Source organism: Mesorhizobium sp. EU05-FHT14A09, from assembly GCF_058790995.1.
In genome coordinates this window covers 160,586-174,677 of the sequence record NZ_JBYTDF010000012.1, presented here as the reverse complement: position 1 = coordinate 174,677, position 14,092 = coordinate 160,586, and the positions used below count along the sequence as shown (strand labels likewise).

At 61.6% G+C, this 14,092-nt stretch carries 13 protein-coding genes; 9 read left to right on the top strand and 4 right to left on the bottom strand.

All coding sequences use genetic code 11. The features are described 5' to 3' along the window. Positions 1 to 2 precede the first annotated feature (2 nt). From trbL to AC3WTO_RS28320, 5 genes are read left to right on the top strand one after another with little or no spacing between them, the layout of a single operon-like run. Positions 3 to 1,361 carry a P-type conjugative transfer protein TrbL gene (gene trbL / locus AC3WTO_RS28340; protein ID WP_492464155.1) on the top strand — a complete coding sequence of 453 codons (1,359 nt, stop codon included), beginning with the start codon at positions 3 to 5 and terminating at the stop codon, positions 1,359 to 1,361. After that, positions 1,358 to 2,047, top strand: coding sequence for a conjugal transfer protein TrbF (trbF, locus tag AC3WTO_RS28335; RefSeq protein ID WP_492464156.1), 690 nt, complete (start codon positions 1,358 to 1,360; stop codon positions 2,045 to 2,047). The genes trbL and trbF overlap by 4 nt, the downstream gene beginning before the upstream one ends. Then, positions 2,044 to 3,030: a P-type conjugative transfer protein TrbG gene (gene trbG, locus AC3WTO_RS28330; RefSeq protein ID WP_492464157.1), complete on the top strand. Its 987-nt coding sequence runs from the start codon at positions 2,044 to 2,046 to the stop codon at positions 3,028 to 3,030. The genes trbF and trbG overlap by 4 nt, the downstream gene beginning before the upstream one ends. Continuing rightward, positions 3,027 to 4,169, top strand: a complete 1,143-nt coding sequence (locus tag AC3WTO_RS28325) for a TraB/TrbI/VirB10 family type IV secretion system protein (RefSeq protein WP_492464158.1) — start codon at positions 3,027 to 3,029, stop codon at positions 4,167 to 4,169. The genes trbG and AC3WTO_RS28325 overlap by 4 nt, the downstream gene beginning before the upstream one ends. Positions 4,170 to 4,171: 2 nt before the next feature. Next, complete coding sequence (locus tag AC3WTO_RS28320) at positions 4,172 to 4,408, top strand: DUF2274 domain-containing protein (protein ID WP_492464159.1); 237 nt, start codon at positions 4,172 to 4,174, stop codon at positions 4,406 to 4,408. A gap of 5 nt (positions 4,409 to 4,413) precedes the next feature. Here AC3WTO_RS28320 and AC3WTO_RS28315 read toward each other — a convergent pair whose 3' ends face one another. Together AC3WTO_RS28315 and AC3WTO_RS28310 are read right to left on the bottom strand one after the other, a co-directional pair. Further along, positions 4,414 to 5,307 carry a LysR family transcriptional regulator gene (locus tag AC3WTO_RS28315; protein WP_492464160.1) on the bottom strand — a complete coding sequence of 298 codons (894 nt, stop codon included), beginning with the start codon at positions 5,305 to 5,307 and terminating at the stop codon, positions 4,414 to 4,416. 20 nt (positions 5,308 to 5,327) lie between these two features. Then, the gene (locus AC3WTO_RS28310) at positions 5,328 to 6,326 is read right to left on the bottom strand and encodes a class I SAM-dependent methyltransferase (RefSeq protein ID WP_492464161.1); all 999 of its coding nucleotides are present in this window, start codon (positions 6,324 to 6,326) and stop codon (positions 5,328 to 5,330) included. 367 nt (positions 6,327 to 6,693) lie between these two features. On the opposite strand from AC3WTO_RS28310, the gene AC3WTO_RS28305 reads away from it, so the two are divergent. The 3 genes from AC3WTO_RS28305 (at position 6,694) to AC3WTO_RS28295 (ending at position 10,210) form a co-directional block, all read left to right on the top strand. Next, positions 6,694 to 7,494: a helix-turn-helix transcriptional regulator gene (locus tag AC3WTO_RS28305; RefSeq protein ID WP_492464162.1), complete on the top strand. Its 801-nt coding sequence runs from the start codon at positions 6,694 to 6,696 to the stop codon at positions 7,492 to 7,494. A 102-nt stretch (positions 7,495 to 7,596) separates the two neighbouring features. Beyond that, positions 7,597 to 8,808 carry an MFS transporter gene (locus AC3WTO_RS28300; RefSeq protein ID WP_492464163.1) on the top strand — a complete coding sequence of 404 codons (1,212 nt, stop codon included), beginning with the start codon at positions 7,597 to 7,599 and terminating at the stop codon, positions 8,806 to 8,808. A 1-nt stretch (position 8,809) separates the two neighbouring features. Next, entirely contained in the window at positions 8,810 to 10,210 is a 1,401-nt protein-coding gene (locus AC3WTO_RS28295; protein ID WP_492464164.1) for a hypothetical protein, read from the top strand. A 72-nt stretch (positions 10,211 to 10,282) separates the two neighbouring features. Here AC3WTO_RS28295 and AC3WTO_RS28290 read toward each other — a convergent pair whose 3' ends face one another. Both AC3WTO_RS28290 and AC3WTO_RS28285 read right to left on the bottom strand, forming a co-directional pair. After that, positions 10,283 to 11,422, bottom strand: a complete 1,140-nt coding sequence (locus AC3WTO_RS28290; protein ID WP_492464165.1) for an epoxide hydrolase family protein — start codon at positions 11,420 to 11,422, stop codon at positions 10,283 to 10,285. Positions 11,423 to 11,514: 92 nt separating this feature from the next. Beyond that, a complete protein-coding gene (locus tag AC3WTO_RS28285; RefSeq protein ID WP_492558458.1) occupies positions 11,515 to 11,796 on the bottom strand; it encodes a DUF982 domain-containing protein in 282 nt (93 codons plus the stop codon). Between the two features lie 267 nt (positions 11,797 to 12,063). Here AC3WTO_RS28285 and AC3WTO_RS28280 point away from each other — a divergent pair, with 267 nt between their 5' ends. Continuing rightward, entirely contained in the window at positions 12,064 to 14,001 is a 1,938-nt protein-coding gene (locus tag AC3WTO_RS28280; RefSeq protein WP_492464167.1) for an AI-2E family transporter, read from the top strand. The last annotated feature ends 91 nt before the right edge of the window (positions 14,002 to 14,092 follow it).

Below are 14,092 nucleotides of genomic sequence, written 5' to 3'. Positions count from 1 at the left end.
GCATGGGCGGCGCCGGCGTCATCGACAATTTCCTGGCGGTCTTCACCCGCTACATCGATACGGGCTTCGGCCTGCTTGGCGGCGAGGTCGCGTTCGTCGCCAGCACGCTGATCGTCATCGACGTGACCCTGGCAGGGCTGTTCTGGAGCGCCGGCGCCGATGACGACATCCTGGTCCGGCTGATCCGGAAAACGCTTTTTGTTGGCGTCTTCGCCTATCTGATCTCCAACTGGAACAGTCTTGCCAGGATCGTCTTCGACAGCTTCGCCGGTCTTGGCCTGAAGGGTTCGGGAACCGGCTTCTCGACGGCGGACCTGATGCGGCCCGGCAAAGTGGCGCAGACCGGCCTCGATGCCGCCAGGCCGCTGCTGGAATCGATTTCCGACCTGATGGGCTGGGTGGCGTTCTTTGAAAACTTCATCCAGATCGCCTGCCTGCTGTTCGCCTGGGCGCTGGTGATCCTCGCCTTCTTCGTCCTGGCGATCCAGCTCTTCGTCACGCTGATCGAATTCAAGCTGGCGACGCTGGCCGGCTTCGTGCTCATCCCGTTCGGTCTTTTCGGCAAGACGGCGTTCATGGCCGAACGTGTGCTTGGCGCCGTCGTCTCCTCCGGCATCAAGGTGCTGGTGCTGGCGGTCATCATCGGCATCGGGTCGACCCTGTTTGGCCAGTTCACGCAAGGCTTCGCCGGGCAGACGCCTTCGATCGACGAATCCATGGCGGTGGTGCTGGCAGCCCTGTCGCTGGTCGGGCTCGGGATTTTCGGCCCGGGCATCGCCAATGGACTGGTCGCCGGCGGACCGCAGATGGGGGCGGGTGCGGCGGCCGGAACCGGGTTTGCCGTTGCCGGCGCCACCGTGGCGTCGATCGGTGCGGCTGGTTTGGCTGCCCGGGGCGGTCTTGCAATGGGATCCGGTGCCGGCGCGGCAGTCCGGGCAGGGGCGGGCGCGGCCGGCGCCGCGAGCACGGCCTATGGTCTCGGCGCTGCCGGGCAGACGGGAACCGCAGGCGCCGTGTCGGGCTTTGCTGGCGTTGCCAGTGCAGCCGGCAGTGCTGTCACCGCACAGCTGCGGCAGGCCGCAACGTCTCTTCAGTCGGGTTTCTCGGATGGTAGCAAGGCTGCGTTTGCGGCTACCGGAGGGTCGTCAACGGCTGGAACCATTGGTGATGCCGCGTCATCGACCGGCGACGCCGGGCAGACGCCCGCCCCGACCAGCGATGGGGCGCCCGACTGGGCCCGGCGCATGAAACGCGTCCAGGCGATCAGCCATGGCGCCAGCGCGGCAGCCCACGCCCTGCGCGCCGGCGACAGCCACAGTTCCGGTTCCTCGGTCAACCTATCCCAAAGTGAGCGCTCATGAACCCTTTCAAGCGACCCGCCGCGCATTACGGCAAGACCCCCCAGCCCGTGACCCCCTATCAGAAAGCCGCCCAGGTCTGGGATGAGCGGATCGGATCTGCCCGCGTCCAGGCCCGCAACTGGCGCTACATGGCGTTCGGATCGCTTGTCCTGTCGATGGGCTTTGCCACCGCCCTGGTCTGGCAATCTGCACGAGGGTCGGTCGTGCCCTGGGTGGTCGAGGTCGATCGGCTCGGCGAAGCCCAGGCCGTTGCCCCCGCCGTTGCCGGCTACCAGCCGACCGACCCGCAGATTGCCTGGCATCTGGCCCGCTTCATCGAACAGGTCCGCTCGGTTCCTGCCGATCCGATCATCGTGCGACAGAACTGGTTGCGCGCCTATGAATGGACGACCGATCGCGGCGCCGGCGCCTTGAACGACTATGCCCGCACCAATGATCCCTTCGCGCGGATCGGAAAGCAGCAGGTCTCGGTCGAGGTGTCGAGCGTCATCAGAGCTTCGCCGGATTCGTTCCGTGTGGCCTGGGTCGAACGCCAGTATGAAAACGGCAAGCTGGCCGTGACCCAACGCTGGACCGCGATCCTGACCATCGCGCTGCAGCCGCCGCGCGATGGCGAGCAATTGAAGGCCAATCCGCTCGGCATCTATGTCAACGCCATAAGCTGGTCGCGGGAGATCGCGCAATGATTGCTCCCGTCATTCGTAACGCCGCCAGGCCGTCGGCACGGCCTCGCAACCGGCTCGCGTTGATGTTGCTTGCAGCCGCCTTGCTCGAGGGGTGCGCCGCCAGGCCGACGCGGCAATTCAGCTACGATGCGTCCGTGCCGCCATTGCCGCCGGTCGCCGCCGCGCTGCGTGACACGGTGCCCAGGCCGCTGCTTGTCCCGCCGGCGTGGCGGCCTGCGCATGGCGGGATCGCTGCCAGCTCGGCGACCGGCCGTGTCGAGAGCGCCAATGCGGCGGCGCGTGTCGAGCCGCGGCGCGAGGGCTATTTCAACGCCATCCAGGTCTATCCGTGGAGCGAGGGCGCCCTCTACCAGGTCTATGCCGCGCCAGGCCAGATCACCACGATCGCGCTCGAGCCGGGAGAGACCCTAAGCGATCCCGGTCCGATCGCCGCGGGCGACACCGCCCGCTGGATCATCGGCAATACCACAAGCGGATCGGGCGACGGCCGCAGGGTGCATGTCCTGGTGAAGCCATCCCGGCCGGGGATATCGACCAATCTGGTCATCGCCACCGACCGGCGCACCTATCTGATCGAGCTGCGTTCGGGGGAAAAACCCTACATGCCCTCGGTGGCGTGGAGCTACCCGTCGTCACCGGCATCGCAGCGTCCGGACAGGGCTGCGTCCCCCGTCATCCCCGGGGCGGCGGCGCGCAATTATCGCTATGGCCTGGCCGGCGATGCGCCGCCCTGGCGGCCGGTCACGGTCTATGACGATGGCCGCCGCGTCTATGTCGAATTTCCGCGTGGCATCGTCCAGGGCGAGATGCCGCCGCTGTTCGTGAGCGGGCCGGACGGCGAGGCCGAAATCGTCAACACCCGCATCCATCGCAATGTCCTCATCGTCGACCGCCTGTTTGGAGAGGCAGAGTTGCGTCTGGGCAGCGGCGAGCGCCAGCAGGTCGTCAGGATCGTCCGCAACGGCAAAAGGGGGGCGATATGAGCGGGGACGAATTTACGGCGCCGATGCGGCTTCGCGCCGAGCCACCGCGTGTCACGCGGCTGTCGCGGAAATTCCTGATCGGCCTCGGAACCGCGGCTTCCCTGGGGATCGGCATTGCGCTGATCTACGCCTTCCAGGCACGCAAGGGCGCGGCCGACAGCGAAGAGCTCTATTCCACATCCAATCGGCCGACAGCCGATGGTCTCGCGGCATTGCCGCGCGACTATACCGGGCCAATCCTTGGACCAGCCTTGCCGGGGGATCTCGGGCGGCCGATCCTCGACGCTCAGAACCGCGGACAGCCGGTGATTGCCCCGACCATGATGGCGCCGTCCGTCGACGAGGCAGAGCAGCGGCGGCGCGCCGAGGAAGAAGCCGCGCGCACCAGCAAGGTCTTCTTCCAGACCGAGCCGCGATCCGGCGCGTCGATGCCGGCTGGCGGGGCTCCAGGTTTGCCGGGCAGTCTAGAGGTCGAGGGACAACTGGGTGGAACCGGCGCGAAGGACCGGCAACAAGCTTTTCTCGATGCCGACGTGTCGCGTCGCGTCGTTGCGGCGGACCGGGTCATGCCCGCGCTCTCGCCTTTCGTGTTGCAGGCAGGTGCGGTGATCCCTGCCGCGCTTGTCACCGGCATCCGCGCCGACCTGCCCGGGCAGGTCGTCGCGCAGGTGACCCAGAACGTCTACGACAGCCCCACCGGTCGATCGCTGCTGGTGCCGCAGGGGACCCGCATCATCGGGCAGTACGACAATGGCGTCGGGTTCGGCCAGCGCCGGGTGCTTCTGGTGTGGAACCGCCTGATCTTCCCCAATGGGCGTTCGATCGTGCTGGAGCGCCAGCCAGGTGCCGATACGCAGGGCTATTCCGGACTTGAAGACGGCGTCGACAACCATTGGTGGGACCTCATCAAGGCTGCGGGGCTTTCGACCTTGCTCGGGGTCGGGGCCGAGCTTGCAAGCGACGACAACGACCGTCTGGTCCGGGCAATCCGCGACGGTGCCCAGGACACCATCAATCAGGCTGGGCAGCAGATCATCCAGCGCCAGCTGCAGGTTTCACCGACGCTGACGATACGACCGGGATTTCCAGTCCGCGTCATCGTCACGCGCGACCTCATCCTTGAACCCTACGGGAGCTGACCATGGCAAAGCTGAAACTCGGGGCCCTGGCCGACGACAAGCCCGTAAAGCTCACCGTCGAATTGCCCGCCGCGCTGCATCGTGATCTCGCGGCCTATGCCAACCTCCTTGCCAAGGAAACCAGGCAATCGCCCGCCGAACCTGCCCGCCTGATTGTCGCGATGCTTGAGCGGTTCATGGCCACGGACAGAGGTTTTGCAAAAGCCAGACGCGCTGTACCGGCAACAATGCCGGACTAGACATGTCAGATGTGTCGCAGCTTCGGATTCACCTGCCTCCTTGCCGTGGCCACAAAGCGCAACAGTGCGCGCTTGGGATTGGAATCCAACCACACCGCGTTGACCTGCGCGACGCTTGCCAGGCCGTGGAGAGATTTCCAGATCGTGAAATCAGGCGCGGTCGAACAGGCGCTTTCCTCGGCCAAGGCGATGCCCTGGCCCAACTGTACCTTCAGGACGCGCGTTGCATCGCTGCCGCTACACGGGTGGAGCGACGGCGCCTTGTCAACGCCAGCGGCCGCCAGCAGAGAGCACAGCTGGGCGTGTTGTGATGGTGAGACCAACAAGCGTTCGCGCGCCAGATCCGCCCAGCTCACAGACGGCTTTCGGCCAAGCGGATGATTGGCTGACAGCAGGACAAACAACCGCTCACGCTCGAAGGCTCCAGTCGCGCAAGTCCCGTCGGACATGACGGCGGAGGTGAAGACAATGTCGATCTGCCGTCGGCGCAGCGCCGACATCGCCGGCTCTTGCTGGATATCCTCGATGTTCACGGCCACATCGGGATAGAGGTCGCCGAAGCGGCGGATCGTGGCTGTCAGGAATTTTCGCCCGGCGAGCGCGGACAATCCGATCCGCAACGTCCTGGTGTCCCCTTTGGGCATGTGCTCTGCGGTCAGCACGTCTCGCAATCCCTCATAGTGACCGCGCGCCGCCGCGACCCATGCCTGGCCAGCTTGGGTGAGATGGACACCATGCACGTGACGATGAAAAAGCTTGACGTCAAGATGCTGTTCGAGCGCCACGATGTTGCGGCTTACGCTGGACTCTCTCACCCGCAGGACCTTCGCCGCCTGCCGCAAACTGCCATGGTCGGCCGCCGTGAAAACACAGTCGAGGCGGCGAAGGGCGTTGCTCATGTGGTGCACCGCTCCAGATCCTAACGCACCTGTTCGGTTGCAACGTCGTCGGCGGGATCGCGCGGCAGCGTGGTGTCGTAGACATATTCGTGCGGAATGGCAGGCTCTTCCATCTGGCGCAGATAACGATCCAGGTTATCCTTCGCATTGCTCGCGGCAAGGCTGTAGAAATTCCCGCTGTTCCACGTCATCGCGCAGTATCTGAACTGCGAGCGGATCGCATCTGACATCTGCGCCAGCGACACTTCGTTGTTGAACATGGAGTCGAGCACCAGGGATTTTTTCCGTTCGATTTCGTCCGGCTGGAAGTAGCGCGCCTTGAAGCCATGATCTTTCTGGTTTTCGCGCCGCACGTATTCATCCACGTCCTGCGTGCGGAACTTCTCCACGAAGACGAAGATGCCGTCGTCCTTCAGATGCTGGCCGACATATTCGATCTGTTTCGCCCTGTTCGGGGAGTACATCTGGAAGGTGGTGTCTTCCAGGATGAGATCAAACCCGTTTGCGAATTTGGTCAGTCGCGGGGCTCCCTGCAGCACATCCTTGGTAAGCCGGTGGAAGGGGCCGACAAAGAACTCGGCATGGGGTGGCTCGCCATAAGAGAGGAAACACTCATGGTTCTCCGGATTCGGGCTGCATGAGAGCGTTTCGATGTGCCCACCGGCGAGTTCCGATAAGGTCCTGGCCATTGTTCCTTCTGCCGTTCCAAGGCTGTAGAGGGTGAGCGGGACCGAGCGTTGAAGCGCGTATTTCAAGACCGCATGCGCCATCCGGCACTCTTCTTCCAGCCTGTAGGGAATGCTGCTGTGATAATGCTGATCGAAATGGCCTTGCCGTGCCGCATGCAGGGCAACCAGCGTGCGAAGCAGATCTTCACGCGGAAGCAGGCGGGTGTCAGCCATCGGCTTTCGGATAGGCTTTCCACTCCTGCCTGCTGCGGTCGAGCCGAAGAAGCCACTCAGTTCGTTGATGCGCGGGCCGCGATCGCACTCGGCCAGGAAGTCGTCAAGACCTCGCATTCCAACTCGCCTCCTCGCAGTCGATAGAGCGGTGAGATGCCGAAAGCCCGACCGGAAGAACCTTCAAGAAATCTGGAGCCGTTGAGTATTTCGGCTCGGTCAAGCAATGGCTGAGGCTGCCGGTAGACCTGGAAAATAGAAATCGCTTTCCTGTAATTGCAGGCTTTTCGAAAAGGTCACATGTTCTGCCTACCCTGAGTTATTTTTTAGTTGTCGAATAACCCGGAGTTCTCCACATCTCCCTGCACTGCGATTTCTACGCAAGCGGGAGAGCTTTCTTGTGGGAGAAATAGTTTGCCTTGATCCACGACTTATCAGGCGATCCCGCCAATGCAGCTTCGTCCATCATTTTGAGGATTGGGGCAGGGTGCGCGCCGACCTCATCAAGCGGACGGGGCTTGAGCGGCAGGAAACAAGTCTTGCCCGGTCGAGCCATGCTTTCATTGTCAACCTGCAAGGTGCGGTGTCGCGTGGCGAGGATGTCGTTGATGGCCGACGCCTGCCGTTCGCGCCTCGGCGCGCAGGGTCGTTGATCTACGTTCCACCAGGAACTGAGTGGCTCGGGTGGGACGAAGGCGAAGCAACGGCGGCCTATCTGCTGGTGTCGGTTCAACAAGATCTCGCAGTCGATGTGTTTGCCGAAAAGATGCGGCATCGTCTGCCCAATCCACGGCCCGCCATCGGTTTCAGAAACAGTGCCGTTGAAATGGCCTTGCAACGCATTGCGATGGAGGTCACCCATCCTGATCCGCTCAGCGTGACAATGGTCGAAAGCCAGGCCATGCAGCTCATCGTGCAGATGGCCCGGATGAACGGCTTCCCGCATAACCCTGCCAAGGGTGGCCTCTCGTCCTTCGATCTCAAGCATACACTTGAGATGATCGACACATCGAACAGGACGCCAACACTGGCAGAGCTTGCCAATGCGGTTGGGCTCAGCCGCTTCCATTTCTGGCGCGCCTTCAAGCAGTCGACCGGGATGACGCCATACGCTTTTATGGCAAAGCGCCGTTTGGAAAAGTCATCCGAAATGCTGCGAACGACCACCTTGTCAGCGACGCAGATCGCACTGGAGTGCAATTTCGGAAGCTCCAGCCATTTCACGACCGCATTCAAGCGGGCGTTTGGCGTGACGCCGACAGAGTTTCGAAATCTCTGCCAGACCTAGCGTTGCACTGGCTCGTTTTCAGCAAGTTCCGGCAAATTGGAATAGCATGTGGAAGCGACGCCCGCCGCACTTGTGCCACCAATGGGGCAACTGGGGGCAAACATGTCAATCAGGAGCCCGTGCCGACCTGCCCGCAAGACGATCGGCCGACTTTCAGGTCCGTCGCGGTATGGCCTTCTCTTCAGCGCGGCGTTGGGCGCATTCGGCCGCAACGGCTATTTTCTCACGGCATCCTGGATCCTGGCGGAACGTGGCTACGGCAGTGCCGGCCTCGCGATTTTTCTTGCGATCGTCAGCGCGACGGAGTTTATCCTCAGTCCCGTTGCCGGCTTGCTGGCCGATCGCTTCAACAGGCGTCGGTTGCAGGCGATGGCAGACCTTGGACGCTTCATTGTAAGCCTGGCAACAGCGTCTGCGCTCCCGAACGTCGCTGCTCTGCCGGCGATGTGCATGTCCGCAGTGTTGTTTTCCTTCTGCGACCGCGTCGCGCTAACCGCCGGCCAGTCGATGATACCGGCAATCGTCGCTGGCCGTGACAGCGCAACCTGGAATTCGATCGTCGTCCTTGTCATGCAGACTGGCAATTTCGGCGCGGCGCTTCTCATCGGAATGCTGCTGGGCGGGTATGCTTCGGCAGTGCCCTTCGCCGTGCTCGCCGCCTCCTTTCTGTTCGCCGCAATCATAGTGGCCTCCACGAACACGTCGACTGCGTCGCGCGGTTGTCGCCCACAGCTGACAACGGTCCTGGAGGTCAAACCAGGCTTCCGACGGCTGGTTGTCGCCTACGCGTTTTTCTACTCAAGTGCCGTGCTTTTCAGCGTGATGGGATCGAGCTTCGTTTTCGCCGAGCTGAAAGGCACTGCAGCGGATTTCGGCGTGCTTGAGGCGGCATGGTCGATTGGTTCGTTGCTGGGAGCCGTCTCCTTGGCGGCGGTACGGCCAAGGATCAGCGCCGACAGGCAACATCTGTGGCTATTGGGCACGATCGCGCTGATGTTCATCACATTGCGGTATTCGCACACGCCATGGACGACACTGCTTTTTGCATCCGTCGGTTTCCTCTACAATCTGGGACGCGTGAGCGTTGAAGTTGCGTTTCAGTCGCGTGTCGCCGCTGCTTCACTCGGCAGGGCGAAAGGCGTGATGCACAGTGTCGCCGTGGCGCTGAGCCTGATGGTCTTCGCAGCCGTTGCCGCGGTGGGAGATCGAGCCGTTCCTTCGACGATTTTCTTCGGCTTCGGCGTGATTCTGCTCATCGGTATTTCCGTGTTGACCGTCTTCCATCGACAACCGCAAGAGAAGGGCAAATCGTGAGGTGGACAGCCTAGCAAACGACATCGAGAAAAAAGCGGCGATCGTCGAAACGCTGGCCGCGCTCTATCCGTGGATGAAGCCGTTCTATCCGCGCCCGCTTCGGGACTATGCGTCTCGCCTTTATACTGCTCCGGCCCGGACGACCTCGCCAGAATGTCGGACCATGGCCCTGCACAAACTGCTTGCCGTCATGAAAAAGGCCGCAATCCGAGCCGGGCTGCCGGCCGAAACTGCGGCTGAAGTCTGCAGGGACTTCAACGAACGTCGTGTGCTGCAGACCGGGCCGCATCTGCTCCTCCTTCTCGAACCCGAGGCCTTCTACACGCACGTCTTCAGCCTCTTGGGGCTGTCCGCCCACAATAGCTTGAGCTACGTCTCCTACGCGGTTTCGACGATGAGCCTGGTGGAACGAGCGCGTAAAGGACCCGGCTGGCTGACCGTCGATGGCAGGGCCATCAACGTCTTTGGTCTCAGCAGAAGTCGCATGATCGGCTACAGCCTGCTCACGGGGAACGGACCTTACCGCTTCGAACTGGCATCCATGGACGACGGCGAGCAGGGCGACGCACTGCTCTATCTGCGCAACCTTCTTCCAGAAGCGCAGTTCGAGCGGCCCGCTCAGGCCATCAAGGCGGCGAACGTGTCGCTATGGCCGCGGCTGTTTGGAGATCGTTTCACTTTCCTGCAACTCGACGATGAAGATGGTGCGGAGCTGGTGGCGGATCACCTGTCGGAGCGTTCTTCCTGGCTGCGCACGCGACTGGTCGAAAGTCCCAAGATGGCATCGAGCATTTTGGAGATCATGGACCATTTGGCCGCAGGTGCTTGGGCCGGCTGGTTCACCCGTGGTACCGATTTTTTCTGGGCGTATGAAAATGGCAAACGCCTGCCCCTTCGGTTGGTAGGACGTGACCTGGTTCACCAGGATACGGGTGCAAGGGTGGTGCCCTTCGAGCCGGCCGAACTCGTCGAGAAGCTGCTGAACCGCAGTCTCGTCCCGAACATGTTCCTTGCTTTCCTGGTGTTGGCGATCCTGCCTGGCGTGCGGGTACTCGGCGGGAGCCATCAGCCCATTTACTATCCTCTGATGCGCTATGTGGTGGTGCGTGCGATCGATGCTCTTGGCGTCGATGCGGAACTTCGACAAGCCATGGAGTCAGACGATTTGCCGGGAGCGTGGGGACACCGCGTCCTTGACGACAGCACCTCTCCCAGCGAATTGCTTGGTCATGGAGGCTCGAGGAAAAGCGACGCCCTGATCGGCAAGTGCGGCGATCTCGCCTTGATCGACGCGTGCGGGGCGATGAACAGCTTCACGCAGGATGAAGCCTGGTCAAAGTTGGCGAGGCAATTGGACAGGGGCGTTGTTTCGGCAACCGATCCTGAGTGGGCGCTCACCTGATGGGTGACCAGCGACTGTTGTGCCTTGCCTGTCCCGGTTCCCGGATGCTCGCCGAACGAATGGACGAGGAAATCACGCGGTGATCGTGCCGGCCCAGGCCCGTAAATCGCTGGCGAAAGCGTCAGGCTGTTCAGTCGGGGGAAAGTGGCCGCCACGGGAGTGCTCGCCCCAATGCATCAGATTGCACGCGCGCTCGACAAGAGAGCGTGGCGGGGCTGGATGTCGCGGGTCTGGCCAACACGCATAGCCCGTTGGTACCTCGATCCGCCGCCCTTTTGGCAGTACCCTGCTGTTTGCTTTTTCCGATGCGGTGTAGAGCCAAGTCGATGTCACGAACGTGTCGGTCATCACATAGAGCATGACGCTGGTCAGCAACCTGTCGCGACTGAAGGTCTCAAGCAGCGGTTGCCCGTGCAGATCTGCCCAGTCGTGGAACCTCTCAAGTATCCACGCAGCCTGGGCTACCGGCTGGCCGTGCATTGCATAAGCAAGCGACTGCACCCGTGTTGCTTGAAGGTGCGAATACGCTCCGAGCTGCTTTTCGCGATCGGCATAAAGTTGAAACCAGCGTCGTTCTGTTTCGTCGACAGGGGCGTCCTCGGGAACGGTTCCCAGATAATCAATATGCAGTCCGCGAAGCGACTGGGCATGGTCCAGCGCCATCCATGCACCGATCAGCACTCCCCAGTCGGTCCCATGGACGAGGTAACGGTCATATCCCAAAATCTCGCGCATCAGGCGATCGAACAAGGTTCCGATGCGTGGCGGGGCCATCAGGTGTTTGGGTCTCCCGGAAAAGCCGTATCCCGGTAGCGATGGGATGATGACGTCGAACGCGTCGTCAGCGTGGCCGCCATTGCGAGACGGAAAGGCCAGCGCCTCAACTGCAGGCCAGAACTCATAGGTCGAGCCCGGCCAGCCATGGATGAGCAAGAGGGGGCGCTTGCCATCAGCCTCGCCCCTGACGTGAACGAAGTGGAGTGTCTGCCCGTCGATTTCCGCCGTGAATTGGGCAAAGCGGTTGAGCTCTCGCACCATGGCTCCGAAATCAAATTCACCCGCCCAATAGGCACAGAGATCGCGTAGCGTTCGGGCATCGCAGCCGTGAGACCAGCCGGTGTCGCCGGGCTGATCGGGGAACCGATACGACCGTACCTGCGCCCTCAACGCATCGGCAGCTTTCTTCCTCCACTCCACTTTGAATGGTTTCATGACCGACGGTCCACTTCACGGTGAAAAACGACGGCGCTTTGCATCGACTGATGATGGTGAGCTTGGCTGCTTGTTGCGGGCAGCAAGCTCGATCACGCTGAGAGCCATTCATCGGCAGCTTTTGCCGCCGCCAATTCCATCGCGTCGGGCGCGAGGATGCCCGTTTTCTTGGTGAAGGCTTCGAATGCGAGGCGTGCCAGAGGTACACTGCCGTCGGTGAGAGCCGCACGAACTGCAGACAGAGCCTGCTCGTGGGTGGGGCTTCGCGAACCGACCCATTCGTTGAGGATTTCAAAGGCCTCTTCGACGGTTTCCACATCGCGTGGAAATCCAAGGCCGACAAAAATGGAAACGGGTTTCGCGAAGGGCTTCATGAGGGCTTCCTCGTTTATGAGCAACACCGAAATTATCGGCTTTGGTTCAAACGGACGATCCCGCGCTTCGTTCAAATGAATCCGTTTGGTGGAAGAAGACGCATTCAGAGCAACATGGGTTACCGTGATGGCGGGTCTGTGTGATCATAACAACGCCAGCGCTGGATCGAGTTTCACCGTAACGTGCAGCCGGCTCTCCATTTCATGGTAGGAATGGTCAATCGAGCCATCATTTTGAGGCTTAACCACATGATGCCGTCCTCATACATGACTGCCCGGCTGGCCACCGTCGTCACGGTGATCGCCGCGATCGTGGTTCTCTATGAGGCAAAGGAGTTGCTGCTCCCGCTGGCGATCGCGGTCCTGCTGACATTTGCACTGGCTCCGATCGTCTCCTTCCTCCGGAAAATGAAGCTGCCGCGGCTGGCGGCCGTGATCGGGGCCGTCGCCTGCGCCTTCGCGGTCATCTCGATCTTCAGTCTCATCGCTGCCAGCCAGGTTAGTCAGGTTGCGCAGGATATCCCGAAGTACCAATCGAACATCGTGGAGAAAATCCGGAAACTGAAAGAGACCGGTTCGGAAGACGGTGTCATCAGCCGCCTCGGGCGCGTGTTCGAGCGCGTCAACACCGAGATCAATGAATCGGCTTCCTCGGCAACCCCTGCGAGCCCGCAACTCCACGGCGAGCAGCGCCCGCTGCTGGTTCAGATATTTTCTCCCCAGCGACCCATCGAGACGTTGCGGAACATCATTGAACCCTTGGTCGGCCCCTTGGCCACGATGGGCCTCGTGATCGTCATCGTGATCTTCATGCTGCTCGAGCGCGAAGAGCTGCGCGATCGCTTCATTCGCCTTGTCGGCTACAGCGATCTTCACCGAACCACGCAGGCTTTGCAGGACGCAGGCAGCCGCGTCGGCAAATACCTGCTGATGCAGCTGGTTGTGAACATCACCTTTGGCGTGCCCTTGGCGGCAGGCTTGTGGCTTCTCGGCATTCCCAACGCGTTGTTATGGGGCATGCTCGCCATCGTTTTCCGCTTCGTGCCCTATATCGGGCCGGTCATTGCAGCGGTGATCCCCCTGTTCCTGGCGTTCGCGGTGGCTCCCAATTGGTCGTTGCTGATCTGGACGGCCGGGTTGTTCATCCTGCTTGAGCTCTTGAGCAACAATGTCGTCGAGCCCTGGTTGTACGGCTCCCGCACCGGGCTATCGCCGCTCGCGATCATCGTTGCAGCGGTGTTCTGGGCATGGCTTTGGGGCCCGATAGGATTGGTGCTTTCAACGCCACTGACGGTTTGCCTGGTCGTGCTGGGCCGGCACGTGCCTCAGTTCGAGTTCCTTCAGATTCTGCTCGGCGATGAGCCGGTTCTCGATCCTCACGAACGCCTGTATCAGCGCCTGCTGGCGGATGATCTCGATGAGGCCACCGATAACGCTGAAGAAATGCTCGAGGAGAAATACCTGATTGAGTATCACGCTGCCGTCAGCATACCCGCCCTGTTGCTTGGCGAACAGGATCGGGCGCGAGGGGTGCTGACAAAGAGCCAATCGTCCGATCTTGCCGAAAATGCGCGCCAACTCGTGGCGAACCTGAACGAGATCGCAGCGGAAGAGGAGGAAGACGAGCAAGACCACCAGGAAGACGGCAAGGATAGCAAAGCCGCAAGCAAGACCGATGAGGAGGGGGAAGACGAGTTCGACATCGATCTTCCGGACGGTTCCGGCAAATCGGTTCTCTGTATCGGTGGACATGGCGAACTGGACGACGTTGCGGCCGTGATACTGGCGCAGGTCATTTCCGTCGAAGGGGCCGAATGCGAGGCGGCGGGCCACCGTGACCTCGTTGCAGCCAGAATGCGCAGCCTGCCGCTGGAGGGGCGCAATTGCATCGTCTTAGGCTTTTTGAATCCCGACTCCCTGAAGTATTCCAGGTTCGCAGTGCGGCGCCTGCGGCGACTGGCCCCTCATGCCCGCATCGGTCTCGTCCTGTGGACGTCGCCCGGGAGTGAGCAGCCGTTCGATGAGAAGGAGCTCGCCGAACGACTGGAGGCCGACTTCATTGCGTTCAGTCTCGTAGACTGCGTGGTGGGAACGCTCTCGAACGACAAGCCGCGTGATGTTAGGCCGAGAAGGCAACGAAGCATCCGGCGTTCAGGCTTGGCGGACTCAATGCGGACAAAAGCCCCAACGCCGACGGAAGTGTAGGCATGAGATTATTCAGATTGGCGGTTCGTCGTGTTCCCGCAGTCGGCGGCCAGGTTCTTTGAACGAACGTGAGAATGATCGACGGAAAAGC

What these genes read in the sequence shown, in the direction of transcription:
- AC3WTO_RS28315 (WP_492464160.1), bottom strand. Translation starts at nt 5,307, where the DNA reads ATGAGCAACGCCCTTCGCCGCCTCGACTGTGTTTTCACGGCGGCCGAC.
- trbL (WP_492464155.1), top strand. Translation starts at nt 3, where the DNA reads ATGGGCGGCGCCGGCGTCATCGACAATTTCCTGGCGGTCTTCACCCGC.
- AC3WTO_RS28320 (WP_492464159.1), top strand. Translation starts at nt 4,172, where the DNA reads ATGGCAAAGCTGAAACTCGGGGCCCTGGCCGACGACAAGCCCGTAAAG.
- AC3WTO_RS28325 (WP_492464158.1), top strand. Translation starts at nt 3,027, where the DNA reads ATGAGCGGGGACGAATTTACGGCGCCGATGCGGCTTCGCGCCGAGCCA.
- trbG (WP_492464157.1), top strand. Translation starts at nt 2,044, where the DNA reads ATGATTGCTCCCGTCATTCGTAACGCCGCCAGGCCGTCGGCACGGCCT.
- AC3WTO_RS28285 (WP_492558458.1), bottom strand. Translation starts at nt 11,796, where the DNA reads ATGAAGCCCTTCGCGAAACCCGTTTCCATTTTTGTCGGCCTTGGATTT.
- AC3WTO_RS28290 (WP_492464165.1), bottom strand. Translation starts at nt 11,422, where the DNA reads ATGAAACCATTCAAAGTGGAGTGGAGGAAGAAAGCTGCCGATGCGTTG.
- AC3WTO_RS28310 (WP_492464161.1), bottom strand. Translation starts at nt 6,326, where the DNA reads ATGCGAGGTCTTGACGACTTCCTGGCCGAGTGCGATCGCGGCCCGCGC.
- trbF (WP_492464156.1), top strand. Translation starts at nt 1,358, where the DNA reads ATGAACCCTTTCAAGCGACCCGCCGCGCATTACGGCAAGACCCCCCAG.
- AC3WTO_RS28280 (WP_492464167.1), top strand. Translation starts at nt 12,064, where the DNA reads ATGACTGCCCGGCTGGCCACCGTCGTCACGGTGATCGCCGCGATCGTG.
- AC3WTO_RS28300 (WP_492464163.1), top strand. Translation starts at nt 7,597, where the DNA reads ATGTCAATCAGGAGCCCGTGCCGACCTGCCCGCAAGACGATCGGCCGA.